Origin of the sequence: Streptomyces achromogenes, assembly GCF_030816715.1 — a bacterium.
Taxonomy (GTDB): Bacteria; Actinomycetota; Actinomycetes; order Streptomycetales; family Streptomycetaceae; genus Streptomyces; species Streptomyces achromogenes_A.
Window position 1 is genome coordinate 6,614,816 of sequence record NZ_JAUSYH010000001.1, and the last position, 15,251, is coordinate 6,630,066.

The 15,251-nt window shown below is 69.9% G+C and carries 4 protein-coding genes; all 4 read right to left on the bottom strand.

The features are described 5' to 3' along the window. Nucleotides 1-27: 27 nt before the first annotated feature. Nucleotides 28-1,047, bottom strand: coding sequence for an EcsC family protein (locus QF032_RS29640; RefSeq protein ID WP_307058148.1), 1,020 nt, complete (start codon nucleotides 1,045-1,047; stop codon nucleotides 28-30). Nucleotides 1,048-1,215: 168 nt separating this feature from the next. Further along, nucleotides 1,216-5,349, bottom strand: coding sequence for an Eco57I restriction-modification methylase domain-containing protein (locus QF032_RS29645; protein WP_307058150.1), 4,134 nt, complete (start codon nucleotides 5,347-5,349; stop codon nucleotides 1,216-1,218). Then, on the bottom strand, nucleotides 5,349-8,294 hold the full coding sequence (locus QF032_RS29650) for a DEAD/DEAH box helicase (protein ID WP_307058151.1): 2,946 nt from the start codon (nucleotides 8,292-8,294) through the stop codon (nucleotides 5,349-5,351). Before QF032_RS29650 ends, QF032_RS29645 begins: the two co-directional genes overlap by 1 nt. 77 nt (nucleotides 8,295-8,371) lie before the next feature. Continuing rightward, a complete protein-coding gene (locus QF032_RS29655) occupies nucleotides 8,372-14,698 on the bottom strand; it encodes a protein kinase domain-containing protein (RefSeq protein WP_307058153.1) in 6,327 nt (2,108 codons plus the stop codon). Between the last annotated feature and the right edge of the window lie 553 nt (nucleotides 14,699-15,251).

Below are 15,251 nucleotides of genomic sequence, written 5' to 3' on the forward strand. Positions count from 1 at the left end.
CGCTTTGATCAGGCGCCACCGCAGCACTTACGGGGCGTCGGCCTGGGTGTCGTCGTCCTCGTCGTCGGTCGCCAGCGCGGCCGGTAGCGGCAGGCCGTACTTCTCGCACAGGAAACGGGTCTGGCAGTACCGCTGGGCGTCGGCGGCCACCCTGCCGAGGATCGCGGCATTCATGCCCGCGCCGACGAGAATCCCCACGAACGGCACGACCTTGGCGACGTTCTGCACCGGCACCCTGGAGCCGGCCGGGCCGAGCTGCTGCATCAGCTTCTCCAGGGCGGCCACGAGACGGTGATCGCTGCGGAGCTTCTGCGACCAGTTGACGCGTCCCTTGAGGGCGGCGTGCGCTGCCCGTGCTGTGTCGCGCAAGGGCTCGGCCTTGGCAGCCTGAGCCATGAAGGACCGGCGTACCAGGCGCTGGATGAAGAGCTGCTCGTCGGGGTCCTTGGCGTCGTAGCCGTAGGAGTACGCGATCCGCGAGGCGATCGACGTGCTCAGTACCTGGACGACGAGGATGTCCGCCGTCATCGCGGCGGGGATACCGGCGACGGGCACCAACGCCAGCACGCCCATGGCGCCGCCCTCGAAGGCGCCCGCGGTGCGCCACTTGAGGGTGTTGCGGGTCAGCAGCCGGTCGCAGAACTTGAGTTCCTGCTTCCGCAGTTCGGTGAAGCTTTCGAGTTCGAGACCCTGTTTGCGGGCGAGCTTCTCGACGTTCTTCGGGTCGTTGAGCTCCCTGGCCGACTCGTTGACGAGGTCGAGCAACGCCGCAGCGCCCGCGAGCGCCGGTCGCAGGGCCTTGTCGGCGACCGCGTCGCCCGCGCGCCGCATGGGCTCCGAAACAGCGTCCGGGACGGCGTTCGCGACTTTTCTGCTGGCCTTTCCGGCGGCCTCGCCGGTCCGACTCAGCGCCGTGCTCGCCCAGTTCGGCAGGCCACGGCGGTTGTTGCGGCGCTGCCAGTGGTCGTTGAGGGCGGCCCATACCTGCTCGTCGTACTTGCTCATCGCGGGTATGCCGTCGAGGAGGTGGTCGGCTTGCGTGCTCATCGTGATCCTCCGGTTCGACTGTGATCGCTGGGCCACGGTGGGCTGGCCATCGGCGCGTGGGTGAAGCCGCAGTGTGAAGGCTTCGGTGTGTTGTACGGGTTCAGGCGGCGGTCAGGTCCTGGAGCGAGCCCGTTCCAGGACCATCTGCTCGACGCGGTGACGTTGCTGTCAGGCGGGGTGCCTGGGGCCCTGGCCGGGGGGTGGCGTGAGTGTGGAGCGGTAGGTGCCGGACTCGCCCTCGGTGAGGGGGTTCTCCAGGGTGAGGCCGGCGGCGGCCATGCGGTCGTACTCGGCGAGGATCAGGTTCTTGGTGCGGTACTCGCCGTGGGCCTTGATGTCGTTGTCGCGGGTGACGTTGAAGGTGTCCAGGATGTAGGCCGTGTCGTCACGGGTGATGCCGTAGAGGTGGAAGAAGAGGGCGTCGAGTTCGGCGCGGATTACGGCGCGGCGGTCGGGGTCCCAGCGGAAGGGGGTACCGGTGTCGCCTAGGTCGCGGGCGAATGGGCGCATGTCGTCTGCGGTGTAGATGAGTTCGAGCAGCCGGTGATTGATTTGGTTTGTGTGTGGACCGAGCTGATTTGGGGTGGGAATAGGCAGCTGCTCGGCATAGCCGTACGTGAGGTGCGTGCCGCCGATCTTTTGGCGGACAGCGTAGTCACAGGCCATTGAGGACCAGACTGCTGGGAGGAGGGGTGCGTGGTGGCGCTGAGTGGGGAATCCGAGGAAGAAAGAATTTCCGAAGCCATATCGAGGAGCTACAGAGGCGATCAGGGTGCGTTCATCGCTTACTCGGCAGATGTCACGCCAGCCGAGAAGCCAGTCCCGGTCCCACCCCTTGGCGGCCAGACGACTGCGAACGCCTGCCTCCATGACGGGCTTGCCGTTCTTGTCGACCCCGCCCGTCGGAACATCCTGCTCAGGCACCCAGTAGCGCGGCAGAGGCGCGGCGGACGAGTTTTGATGCTGCTCCACGGTGAAACGCGGAAGCGTGCCCACGGCGAGCTGCTTCTCCGTGGCGTTCTCGTACGTGGAGAAGCGGTGGTCGTAGTGATGCAACATCTTCGCCTCGTACAACGGGAGCAGCCGCTCCTCGCCGCGGACGAGGACGTTTCCGTCTAGGCTCCAGCCGGTCTTGAGGAGGTCGTCGAGGGTCTCGTTGCTCTGGGCTGAGGGGCGGAACAGGTGGGAGTCGTTCGACAAATCAAACATGCGCATGAATGAGATGCCCCAGGGATTCCCGTCCGCCGCCTTGGTCTCGTCGATCAGGACCGGTACGCGGTGGTAGATCCCGAGCGTGATCTCGGCGTCACGGCGGCTTCGGAAGACGGGGCATGTGCCGGTGTTCGGGTTGAGGAGCTGGATGTCTCGGCCGGTCAAGGTGTAAGCGCGCTCAGGGATCTGTTCCGTCTGGCGGACCCTGAACGCGATGGAGATTGGCTCGTCGGGAGAACCAGAACCCGCCATGCAGAACACGGCGAAGTTCACGCTGTGGTGAACGCCGGGGAAGACCTTCTCCTCGTTCTCGAAGCCGTACAGTGCGACAAGGTGTCCCTTGGTGACCAAGTCCTTGAAGAAGAACTGCGTAGTCGCATCCGTAGCGATCCCCGTCGGTACAATCACGCCTGTCCGCCCACGCGGCCCCGTCAGCGTGCGATCCGTCTCCGTAAGAACCGCATACGTGTTGATGTCACCCCGCCCTGTCAGCGGGAAACGGGCGCTGACCCGCAGGAAGTGGCTTTCGCCCTCCGCGCGCCGCTTGGCGGCCTCGAACTCGCCGTACAGACGCGCCCCGTCGGGATCGTCACGCAGTTCAGCGATGAGCCTCTTCCGCGCGGCGGCGTTCTTGGCGTCGGCGATACGAGGGTCCCGCTGGGCGAAGAACTCCTGCTCCTGGAGCTTCACCCGCTCCCACGGCGGATTCCCCACCACCGCATCGAACCCCCCAGCCCACCCCGTACCCCGCTGAACCCCCGCCCCCGCCCCCGACTCCGGCACGGAGAAGACCTCCGGAAACTCCAAGTGCCAGTGGAAGAAGCTGTACTGGTCCCGCAGCCGCAGGACCTCCTCATGCGTCCCGTCCGGCACCACCCCCTGGTCCCGCCCTCGCAGCGCCCGAAACACCTGGTCGGTAGGTGCCTCCGGCGCACCCTCACGCTTGGGCCACACAAAGGCGGCACACCACGCGTCAGCAGCATGGAGGTCTTGCACATACGCGGCCGACTCCAGGTACGCCTGATAGGCAGACTCCTGCGCCCGCACCTGCTCCAGAGAGTTGGCCGGAGCAGCAGTGATTCGCGCCAGCTCGGCGGCGTAACGCTCATTCCCAGGCAACGCATCCGTGTCGAACAGCAGCTCGTCCTGCCCGCCCCGCTGAGCCTTGTTCCGCTTGACCAGCCCGGCTGCGTACTTCCGATCGTCCCCCTCGATCGGCTTGAACGCGTCGTCCGGAACCCCGTCCGCCAGCAACTTCGGCGTCGCGCCGATCAAGCCGTTCCCCTGCTTCACATGGGCGTCGAGGAAACCGAGCGGCTTGCCCGGCTCCATCGACTCGATCCACAAGGACACCTTGGCCAGCTCCACGGCCATCGGGTTGAGGTCGACACCGTAGATGCACCGCGCCACGACCTCATGCAACGCATGCCGCATCGCATCGACCGTCGGTTCAGGGTTCCGCTCCCGGACCGACGCCACGCGCTTGGCGATACGCCGAGCCGAAGCGACAAGGAAGTGCCCCGACCCACAAGCAGGGTCACACACCGTCATTGAAAGCAGCTCGGCCACGATGTCATCCGCCGGATCGGGACGCCCAGCCTCAGCGGCCCGCTTCCCGCCCCGCTTGACCGCATCGTCTATCACCGGGTCCAGCGTCGTATCCAGCAGGCACTCGATCAGTGACGACGGCGTGTAGTAACTCCCCGTCGTCTTACGGCTGTTCCCCGCCACCTCGATCAACTCGAACGACCGATCCGTCGCCGAGTGCTTCGGCTCCAGCTCCAGCAGGGACTCGTACACCGAGCCCAACTCCTCGGCGTCCAGATGCCGATAGTCGACGGCCCGCCACCGCCGCGCCCCCACATCGCGCACCTGCGCCAGGTGCCGAACCGCCGCGAGCAACGACTCGTTGGACAACTTCAGCCCGTCGAGCGGTGCGTCGGCCTCCCTGTGGGAGAACAGCCCGCCGAGCCCAGGCAGCCCCAGCTCCGGCCGACCCCCCTCCGTCCCCAGCGCGTCATGAACGATCCGCAGCGCCTCGTACTGGTCACCGTGCGCCGTCCCCTGACGCCGCCGCGCCCGCTCCCGCAACCGCGCCGACGAGAAGTACCGCTCGTACGCCTCCCGCTGCCGCTCGCCGGCGTCCGGGTCGAGCAGGGCCCCACGGTCCTCCGCGACGAACACGAACAGCAGCCGATAGACCAGCCGCAGCAACGCATCCCGAAGCGCCTTCGGATCGACGTCCTCCCGCAGCCGGACATTCTCCGGGTGCCGAAGGAACCCGGTCCCGAGTACTGTCAGCGCGTTCTGCACCCCGAGCCGCAGCTGATCCAGGGCCCGCGCCCCCGAAGTGACCGCCTCCGTACGCCACTTCTCCAGCCAGCACCCAGAAGGCGCCGCCCCCTCCGGCACCGCGAAGCGAGAGGCGTGCAGCAGGCTGTACAGCAGCACGAACTCGCTGAACAGCTCACCGTCGAACAGCGCCTCCAGGTCGAACTCGACGTAGGCGGCCGTAGAGAAAGACGACGAGTCGCGCAGCAGACGCAGGCGCCGGCCGTTGGTGAGGACCGCCCACAGGTGGGCCTCCGTACGGTTGAGGCAGTCCTGAAGCATGGACTGCGCCGGAACCTGCCCCGCCGCCGGGCGCTTGTCCAACTCCTGGTTCCAGGGGATCAGGTGGACGAGCGCCGGACCATGCCGGTGCGACACCGGGAACCGCTTCTCCGGCTCCGAGTCGGCCGGGATACCCGCCGCGTCGACCTCCGTCAGCGCGCCGAAGTCCAGCTTGCGGAAGAGCTGCGCGAGCCAGTCGGTACCGGCGCGGCCCGTCGGGTCGGCAGCGGGGGCCCCGGTGTTCGGGTCCGAGGGCAGCGCCTTGCGCAGGTCACGCCAGAGCGGCTTGAGGTACTCCCAGGCGCGCTCGGCCTCGTCGCGCACCGGCACGGACGCAGGCAGGCCGTAGTCGGCGGACTTGGTGCCCGGCAGGTTCCGCGCCTCGGCGATGCGCAGCAGCATGTCGGCGGGGAGCAGCCCGCCGACCGTGGTGACGGCGGTGAAGGCCAGGGCGGTGCGGGTGGCGGTGACGGGCATCAGGCTTCGGCTCCGGACACAGTAGAAGCGGGCTGCTGCGGCAGGTAGACGTACACACCGAGGACGTCGGCGGGCTCCTGCGGGACGACCTTCAGGCCGCGGACGATCTCCTCGTTGGCCTTGCGCACGCGGCGGTGCGAGGCGTCGAGTTCGGCGGCCAGGCTCGTGCCGTACTCCGTGAGATGCCCCGCCAGATCCGGCAGGCCGTCCAGCGCGCGGCCGATCTGGTTGCGGGCGAGCTGCTCGTGGGTGTTGGCACTGGCCCGCGCGGCGAGCAGCGCGGCGGCCGCCTCGTCGTCCAGCCAGCGGGCACGGGACGGCATCCCCTCGTAGGCGAGCAATCGGGCGTCCTCCGCGACCAGTTGCCGCTCGCCCGTGCGGGACGGCAGCGTGAGGTGGAAGCGGTAGCGGACCAGCAGAAGCGTGGTCCGGATCGTCACCGCGTCCGTCGTCACCACACCGCAGCGGCGCGCCGGGCGCGGGCCGGGGGTGTTCGCGTCCAGCGCCGAGTCCAGGACGTACGAGGCGATCGCGCCGATCGCCGCATCGGTGCGGACCAGCGCGGCCTCGCCCCGGCCGACCGCCGGTGTCGTACGGAACGGGATCTCCCGGTCCTCCTCGATCAGCCGTCCGCCGAGGGTGGCGGCGAGCGCGTCGCGCAGGCCGGCGGGAGCGCCGCCGGCCTGGGCGGTGAAGTCCCCGCTCCCGTCACGCGGGTCGCGGACCAGGGCGTCCAGGTCGCGCAGTGCCTCCAGGGCGAAGTCGCGCACCTCGTCGGCGCCGCCGAGTGCGGCCCGTACGGCGGCGACCTCGCGGGCCACCTCCTCCGGGTGGATGCTGCGCTGGGCGTACTTGGACTGGGAGGTCTTCTCCCGCTCGGCGGCCGAGGACCACTCGCGCTCGATACGCTCGAAGGACTCCTGGTGGCTGTCGAGCTCGAACAGGCTCTCCTGGCTGCCCTGACGGCCGTGCAGCAGCAGCCACTCGACCACGGCGTCCGTCACCCCGGAAGCCGTCTCGTCGGGGACGGAGACCGAGATGCCCAGGTCCTTCTTGATCTGCCGGTGCTTGGCGAACAGCACCTCCAGGACCTTGCCGTCGATGCCGTTGTCCTCGCCGAACATGGTGATGACCCGGACCTGGTCGCGTTTCTGGCCGTACCGGTCGACGCGGCCCTCGCGCTGGTCGTGGCGGGTCGGGTTCCACGCCAGGTCGTAGTGGACGACGGCGTCGAAGTAGTGCTGGAGGTTGACGCCCTCGGAGAGGCAGTCGGTGGCGATCAGCACCCGGCGGACGGCCGGGTCGCCCGCTTCCTCGGCGGATTCGGCGGCGAGCTGCTCGATGCGCTCCAGACGCTGCTGCGGGGAGAGCGTGCCGGTCACCGCGGCGATCTTCGTCTTCTTGCCGAGCTTGCCCTCCAGTTGGGTGGCCAGGTACTCGGCGGTCGGGATGTAACGGCAGAAGACGATCGGGTGGTAGCCCTCGGCGATCAGGCTCTTCAGGTGCTTGGTGAGCGCCTTCAGCTTCGCGTCCTCCGCCGGGCCTACCAACTCCGCGGCCCGCTGGGAGAGTTCGAGCAGCCTTGCTCCCGCCTCCTCCGACTCGGCGGCGCCCGGTGCGACGTCCATGCCCTCCAGACGGTCGTTCTCGGCGGAGTCGGCGGCGACCGGGGCGCCCAGCACGTCCGCCTCCTGCGCGGTGCGGGCGGCGGCGGACTCCGAGCGGGTCTTCAGGGTCTGGGCGGCGGCGGCTGGGGAGGAGACCATCGAGCGCAGCAGCGCGATCACCGACCACCAGGCGACCCGGGCCTCCCGCCTGCCCTGCTCGCCGGCCGCCTGGACGCGGTCCCTGGCGTAGGCGATGGCGTCGTCGAGCAGCGCACGGTAGGCGGGGCTGAGCTTGTACGGCTCGTCCTTCGTCCACCGGTCGGACGGGAACGCGGTGCGCTCGGCCAGGGAGTCGTCGCTGAGGCCGTCCTCCTTGGTGAGGTAGGTGCGGACGTCGGCGCGCTTGCGGGCCACGAAGTACTCGGCGAGCTGTGCCCGCCCCGCCGGGGTCTCCAGGTTCACCGTCGCGAGCTCCGGCCGCACCAGGCCGAGCAGGTTGCGAAACGCGGACTCCTTGCCGGAGTGCGGGGTCGCGGTCAGCAGCAGCAGGTGGCGGTCGGCGTCGGCGGAGATCCGGCGCAGCAGTTCGTAGCGGAGCTGGTTGGAGGACGAGGCGGTGCCCTGCCCGGCGTCGTCGGCGGCCACGCAGCTGTGGGCCTCGTCGACGATCACCAGGTCGGGGCAGTTCCGTACGAAGTCCTCGCGGTGCCGGGTCGACTTGATGAAGTCCGTCGAGATGATCGTGTACGGGTGCTTGTCGAACAGGGACTGGCCCAGCTCCAGTCCGCGTTCGAGCCGCGTCACGGTCGAGGCCAGGACCAGCTCGGCGTCGATGCCGAACTTCTCCCGCAGCTCACCCTGCCACTGCTCGGCCAGCGCGGGGGAGCACAGCACCGCGAGCCGGGTCGCCTCGCCCTGCGCGAGCAGCTCCTTGGCGATCAGACCGGCCTCGACCGTCTTGCCGATGCCGACGTCGTCCGAGACCAGCAGTCGCACCGTGCGCTGCCGCAGCGCCATCAGCAGCGGAACCAGCTGGTAAGCCCTGGGTTCCACCGCGATCGACGCCAGCGCACGGAAGGGGCCCGCACCCGACCGGAACCCGATGCGCAGCGCCGTACGGAGCAGACCGGCGGCCCGCTGATCGCCCAGGTCGGTCGGGCTCGGCGCCGCGAACTCGGCCGGCCGTACGTCCTCGAAGGCGGGGAAGACCGCCGCGATGTCGTCCTCGCTCCCGCCCAGCGGGCGCAGCACCAGCATGTCGGAGGCGCTCTCGGGCAGCACCACCCATTCCCGGCCCCGGGCGGCGACCAGAGAGCCGGCTGTGTACGTGAGGCTCATGAGATGTCTCGGTTCCTAAAGGTCGTGAAGGTCTTGATGGCCGGGAGCCGCTGGGACGAACATCGGAGGGTGTGCGGTCAACGGAGATGGAAGTACAGGGCGTTGGTGTCCGCGATGGTGTCCCAGTCGGCGTCCGTCGGGAAGCGCACGACGTCCCAGCCGGCGTCCTCCAGGCGATACCCGGCCTCGATGTCGCGGGTGGAGTCGGGGGTGCGGCCCGGGAGGTCGACGAACACGGCGAGGTTGGCGCCGTCCAGCCGGAAGACGAGGTCCGGGCAGGCCCCGGCCTCCGGGACGAGGACTTCCACCTCGTCCGGCAGCCGGTAACCCTTAGCCCTCAGCCAGCCGAGCAGATCGCCCTGCGCGACCAGGGCCGCCAGATCCGCCTCCACCGGGGTCGGCGAGGTGTTCGCGGGGGCCAGCCTGCGGAACCGCTCGCTGCGGGACTCGCCGCGGTCCTCCCGCTCGGTGCGGGCCTCGGACAGCCGCAGCAGCAGCGGTTGGGCGGCGTGCCGGCTCAGCAGGCGGTGGTGCGTCTGGTTGGCGTAGGTCAGCAGGCAGGCGTAGCAGCCGCGGGCGCACCTCTCACCGTCCGCCGGCCCGCCCTCGTCGTCGCCCGTGTCCGGGTCGAAGTGGCAGAGCTCCAGGGCGGTCTTCGCGGCCTTGGCGAGGGCGTCCTTCTCGTGCTGGATCCGGCGCAGCACACCGGCGCCGCCCTCGGCTGCCTCCGTGAACAGCATGCGGCGGCGCGGACCCTCGTCCGGCGGGAGCAGCTCCGCGGTCAGCTCGGAGTCCTCCAGCTCGAACGCCGCCTCGATGCCTCGCTCCAGCGCGTACAGGAACGACCATGCCACCGGCTCGGGCAGCGGCTCCTCCAGGGTGACCACGAGAATGTTGCGGCGGTCCTCCACGAAGGGCAGCACCCGCTTCTTGCGGCGCTTCTCGTTGCCGTCCTCGTCGACCACCGGCATACCGGTGCCCTCGATGGCGTCGGCGGCGGCCCGGTCGTTGAGCCAGCGGCCGTCGCCCAGGTCCAGCCAGTAGCCGTCCGGCTCGTCCTCCTTGTCGCGGACGCGGCCGAGGTTGGTGATGCGCACGGTCGCGGAGTCGCCGTAGTCCAGGGCGAGGACGGGCGCCCCGTCGCCGTCGGCGACATGCGAGGTGAGGCGTCCCTTGCGGGCGCCGTGGTCCTGGAAGGCGTACGAGGTCTCCAGCCGGAAACCGGCCCGGCGGCGTTCCTCCTCGTCGGAGGAGATCCGCTCGCGCGGCGTGGTGTACACGGTGTGCAGGTGGAGCAGGCCGGTGCGCTTGCCGCGCAGCTCCTCCTTGCACAGGTCGCACTGGTCGAGGCCGGGCTTGACGGCGTAGTGGTAGCCGCAGCCGTCGCAGCGCCGGGCCTCCGCCGTCGCCAGCTCGCCCGTGGCGTCCGGCGGCAGCTGCACCCGCGTGACCTGGTAGCGGGCGCCCTCGTGGTAGATGAGCGCACCGGGGCCGAACTCGCGGATCGCGAGGAACCGGGGGCGCTGCAGATAGTCGCCGTCGGCGTTGCGGCGGTTGCCGGAGCGCGGGATGTACGCCGCCAGCGGCAGCCGCGGGAAGCTGTAGCCCGGCAGGAAGCCCTCGGACGCCAGATAGCGGTACGGGTTGAAGTCGCTCATCACCGACTTGCTGTCGGTGGAGCGGTTCAGCAGCAGGTTCGTCTGGGTCTCGGCCTCCCGGCGGCGGCTGCGCGCCCGGCTCTGCTCGCCCTGCGTGAGGGTGTGGTCGACGACCCGCTTGTTCTGCTCGTACTGGTCGATGACGGCGGCCCGGAACAGCTGGCGCCACCGGTCGAAGGCGGCGTCGAACTCCTGCGGGGCCCGCTCGATCCGGTCCTCGATCCACTCGTCGTACCACCAGGTGGTCGACTCGAAGTCCGCGATCAGCGGGGCGAGGACGGTCCGGGCGGTGGCGGCCGCGCGCCTGCGGGCGTCTTCGTCCAGGGACCGGTGGAGGATGTCGGAGCGGAGCGGGAGCGGCATCTGCGGATCGGGGCGGTCGTCCCCGTCCGGGTCGTAGGCGACGTCGACGACCTCCGGAATCGCGATGCCGAGCTGCATCTCCGTCTCCGCCAGCCAGATGCCCTGCAGATGTGAGCGGACGAGATCTTCGTTGGCCAGGTCGAGGCGGGGCGGGGCCACCTGGCCCGCCACCATCTTCTGGGAGTCGCGGAAGTAGTACTGGTCGTGGCTGTTGCCCGTCGCGCAGTACGTGGTCACCAGCGCGGGCTGGCCGGAACGGCCCGCGCGGCCCGAGCGCTGCGCGTAGTTCGCCGGGGTCGGCGGCACATTGCGCATCAGCACGGCGTTGAGCGAGGAGATGTCCACGCCCAGCTCCATCGTCGGCGAGCAGTACAGGAGCGGCAGTTCGGCCTTGCGGAACTGCTCCTCGCGCTCCAGCCGGTCCTCCGGGAGGACCTGGGCGGTGTGCTCGCGTGCGTACAGACCGGCCAGTTCGGCGGCCGCGGTGCGGTACAGGTCGCGGAAGAACGGATTGACGCGCGGGCCCTCGCCACTGTTGTAGGTGCGCGCGAGCGGGTCGACCGCGCCGCGTTCACCGTTCCCGGCCCGCCAGATCAGCGCCGCGGCCGACACCCGGAATCCGGTGCGCTTCTGCGCCGCGCGGCGCCGGTAGGCAGGGCCGGAGAGCTCGGGGGTCGCGTCCACCTCGCGCACCAGGTCTGCGTCGACCAGTACCTTCAACAGGTCCTCGATGACGCCCTGGACGTCGTCCAGGGTCACGGACGCCTCGCGCAGCTCGGGCATGTTCCGCCGCAGGTACTTGCCGAACTTGCCGCGGGCCGACAGGAACAGCGCGGATCGCTCCATGCCCGGCCGCGAGCCGTACGGATAGGCGGTTCCGACAGTCGGGCGGTCGCTCTCGCTCAGCACCCACGCCCCGGTCAGCCGCTCCTCGCTCGCCCGCTGCAGGGCGTCGAAGTCGTCGCGGAAGTACTGGACGTCGATGGCCAGCGCCCGCCGCATGAAATCAAGCAGAGTACGGGCGATCTCCTCGCGCAGCGCGGGATCGGCGTCCCGCAGCACGGCGTGCGTGGACTGCCAGCGCTCGTCGGCGGCGGCGAGCCAGCCCAGGTCCTCGTAGTCGATCCTGAGCAGCCCCGTCTGCTCCAGGTTCGGCATCGTGATACGCCAGCCGCGCTCCAGGTCGCGGTAGAGGCGGTATCCGACGACGTCCCGGAAGGCCTTCACGGCCCGGCGCTCCATGGCCGGTGTCAGGTTCGCGACGTCCGTGAACTCGGCCGGCGTCAGTCCCATCACCTCGGTGACGGCCTCGGCGAGGTCGTCGTGGCTGAGGCCGTCCTCACCGGCCCGCACCGCGGCCTGGTAGAGGGCGCCCCGCAACTGGGTCACCTGGGCGAAGTCGTTGAAGTGCCCGGCCTGCAGCGAGGCGTCCTGCCGGTTGTCGACGAAGGTGAGGAGCTTGCGCGCCTCCTTGCCCAGGCTCTCCTGCGGGACCGCCCGCAGGGACTTCACGATCGACGCGGAGATCAGGGAGGTCGCCGAGGAACGCCCCTCCTGGTCCAGGGTGGCCAGCTTGGCGAAGTCCCGGCCGCGGGTCTGCTCGTAGGAGACCTGGCAGTGCACACAGAACAGGAACGGTGCCGGGACGAACGCCGCCACCAGCCCCTCTCCCGACTCGCGGCCGAGGGGGTCCACGACGACCCGCTTGGGCACCCGGGGCTTGTAGGACTTCTTGACGACCGTCACACCCTGCGCGTCCGTCTCCAGCCAGGACTCCGGCAACCGCCGGTCGTCCACGGCCTTCTGCGGATCGGCCGGCCACTCGTAGTCCTCGCCCGGCATGCCCAGGTACAGGTAGCCCTCGCCCGCGCGGCCCCCCGAGGCGGAGGTGTCGCGGCGCGGCTCGTACCGGAACGCGCCGTCCTCCTCCGTCCGCCAGACGGTCAGGTACTCCTGGCCGCACTCACGGCAGAACGCCAGCGGGAACAGCGGTTTGCCGTCGCTGTCCGGCTGCTCCAGCTGGTAGGTCCGGGTCAGCGGCCGGGTCAGCGGATCCTCGAGCGTGGTGAAGACGGTGTCGCCCTTGGAGAGGAACTGGTGCAGCCGGAACGCGAACAGAGGCCGCTCGGTCACCGGATGCTTGGCCTGCGCGCCCGCCTCCAGGGTCGTACGGATCGCCTCGCGCACGGTCTCCTCGGGCACCCCGGACGCCGTGGCCAGCTCGGCCGCCGCCTCCTCGACGGTGTCCGGGGCGCAGCGCCGCAGCCGTTCCGTCCCTTCCTCGCGCTCCAGACCGAAGCGGGACTCCACCCAGCGCGCCAGCGGGTCTTTCGTCAGCGCGTCGTACGAGCGGGGCGCCGCCGGCACCCGAAGCCGCTCGGCGGGCACGTTCCGGGGGGCCTCCTCGGTCGCCCGGACCAGGGTCTCGCCGATGACCCGCTTCGGCAGCACCGTCGTACCGAACAACCGGCCGGCGACCCTCGCCACCTCACGCTGCTGGTCCTCCCAGGAGCCCTCGGTGGACATGGTCGCCGAGGTGCCGATGCACTGGAGGGTCGTGGACGCGCGGCAGGCCTCACGCACGCGGCGGATCAGGAACGCCACGTCCGCGCCCTGCCGGCCGCGGTAGGTGTGCAGTTCGTCGAAGACGAGGAACTGCAGCCCCTCGGCCATGCGGATCAGGCTGGACCGGTCGTCCGGCCGGGTCAGCATCAGCTCCAGCATCACGTAGTTGGTCAGCAGGATGTCCGGAGGGTTCTTGCGCAGCTCCCGACGGTCCTCCTTGGACTCCTGACCGGTGTAGCGGGCGAAGGTGACCGGCTCCCGGCCCTTGCCGAAGCCGTGGCGCAGATACTTCTCCAACTCGCCCATCTGCGAGTTGGCCAGCGCGTTCATCGGGTAGACGACGATCGCACGCACCCGGCGAGCCGCATCGGGGCCGGCCGCCTGACGCTCCTTCAGCACACGGTCCACGATCGGAACGATGTACGACAGCGACTTGCCGGAACCGGTGCCCGTGGTGAGCACGTACGAGTCGCCCGCCTGCGCGGCCTCGATCGCCTGCCGCTGATGGAGGTGGAAGGTCAGCGGACGCCCGTCGGGGCGCGGCGAGCTCTCCTTCTTGTCGGCCTGGAAGATCTCCGCGCACCTCGGGTGGAGCACGCCGTCCCGCACGAGATCGGTGACCTGACCGCCGTCCGCGAAGAACGGGTTCAGCGACAACCAGGGGTCGGGCCACTGGGACTTCGCCGCCAGATCGTCCTTGACGAAGCCGTCGATGCGGGCGTCCCGGAACACCGTCGCGCTCCTGGTGAAATTCTCGTACTCGCTGATCAGGTCGGAGTGGATGCCGAAGACGTCCATCGCCTCGGGCAGCCGGGGCTCTCTGCGCGGCACGGGCGTGGGTGCGGCCGGGGTGGGCCGGGGGAGGAGGGCGCGCAGTCGCGCCACCGGGTCCATGACCTGCCAGTGCGGAGCCAGCAGGGCGGCCGTGTCGTCCGGTGCGAAGGCGAGCGGGACCAGCGTCTCGCGTACCAAGTCGGCGTTTTCGGGCCGGAGTTCGGCGTCCTTCTCCAGGAGGCGCTCCACCAGCCGGACCAGCTCGGCGGGCAGATCCGGGCGCACCAGGGTCAGCCGCGGCGGCCGCTCGTGCTGATGCTGTTCGGAGAGCTCGTAGGGGGTTCTCGCGGAGAACGGCGGCCGCCCTATCAGCAGTTCGTACAGGATGCAGCCGAGCGCGTAGAGATCGGCCGACGCGGAGACCCGCTCGGCACGGAACTGCTCGGGCGCCATGTAGCGAGCCGTGCCGACGCTGACACCCGTACTGGTCAGCCGCGTCTGGTCGGAATCGTCGACGACCGAACCCATACCGAAGTCGAGGACCTTGACGGTGCCGTCGCGGGTCAGCATCGCATTGGCCGGCTTCAGATCGCGGTGGACCACCCCCGCGGTGTGCGCGGCGGCAAGACCGGCGGCGAGCTGCGCCCCGAGCGCGGCGACCCAGGAGACCGGCAGCTGGGGTTCTTCGTCGATGAGGTCGGCGAGCGGATGGCCGTCCAGCAACTCCATGGCCAGATACGGCAGTCCGCTGCCGCCCGGCGCCTCGTCCACACCGCCGTCGATCAGCAGGGTGAGGTTCGGGTGGCCCTGGGAGAGCATGCGCATGATCCGCACTTCACGGCGGAAGCGGTCGATCTCCTTGCCGGACCCCGAGGCGTCGACGGCGAGCCCGGTCCGGCTCCGCAGCACGGTCTTCACGGCGACCTGCCGGCGCGGGGAGTCCGGGGCGGCCTGCAGGTCCTCGGCGCGGTGTACCTCGCCCATGTTCCCACGGCCCAGGATCCCCGTGATCCGGAACCGCCCGGCGACCGTCTCCTGGCCCACTGGCCCTCCCCGCTCTCACCCGTCGCATACAAGGTGGGTACATTCCGTAGGGAGCGTATACCTTCACCTGTTGACGAGCATCACACCTTACTGTTGACGTTGTCAACGCACTGCGTCGGCTGATGTGGCCTGAAAGACTCGCTCCTCTGTTCCTCGTGCTTACCGTCATCCTTTTCGGCGCAGGTCTCAAGAGAGGGCCACGTCTGTGGGGCTACGGGGGACGGGATTGAACGAGGCCGCGGGATTGCCGTATCCGGTCAAGGAACTGCTCACGGCCGCGCGATTGGAGATCGCAGCGGAGCTGCGCAGCGACGGCAAGGACGGAGGCAAGGTCTCGCTCTCGGCCGGGCGCAGGGTGGCCACCGTCGACGGCAGGCATGAGTATCACTTCGACTGCAAGCGGTGGCTGGACGCCCTCGACGGCAAGGCGTCGCTGGTGCGCCCGTCCCGGTCGACGGGCGAGTGGACGCCGGCGGAGGTGTCGCGCCTGCCCGAGGGCAAGGTGCGTGTGGTGACCGGGGCGGACCTCGGAGCGACCCCCTCCCATGTGCAG

Excerpts from the sequence above, each read along its gene's own strand:
- QF032_RS29640 (WP_307058148.1), bottom strand. The coding sequence starts at position 1,047 with ATGAGCACGCAAGCCGACCACCTCCTCGACGGCATACCCGCGATGAGC.
- QF032_RS29645 (WP_307058150.1), bottom strand. The coding sequence starts at position 5,349 with ATGCCCGTCACCGCCACCCGCACCGCCCTGGCCTTCACCGCCGTCACC.
- QF032_RS29650 (WP_307058151.1), bottom strand. The coding sequence starts at position 8,294 with ATGAGCCTCACGTACACAGCCGGCTCTCTGGTCGCCGCCCGGGGCCGG.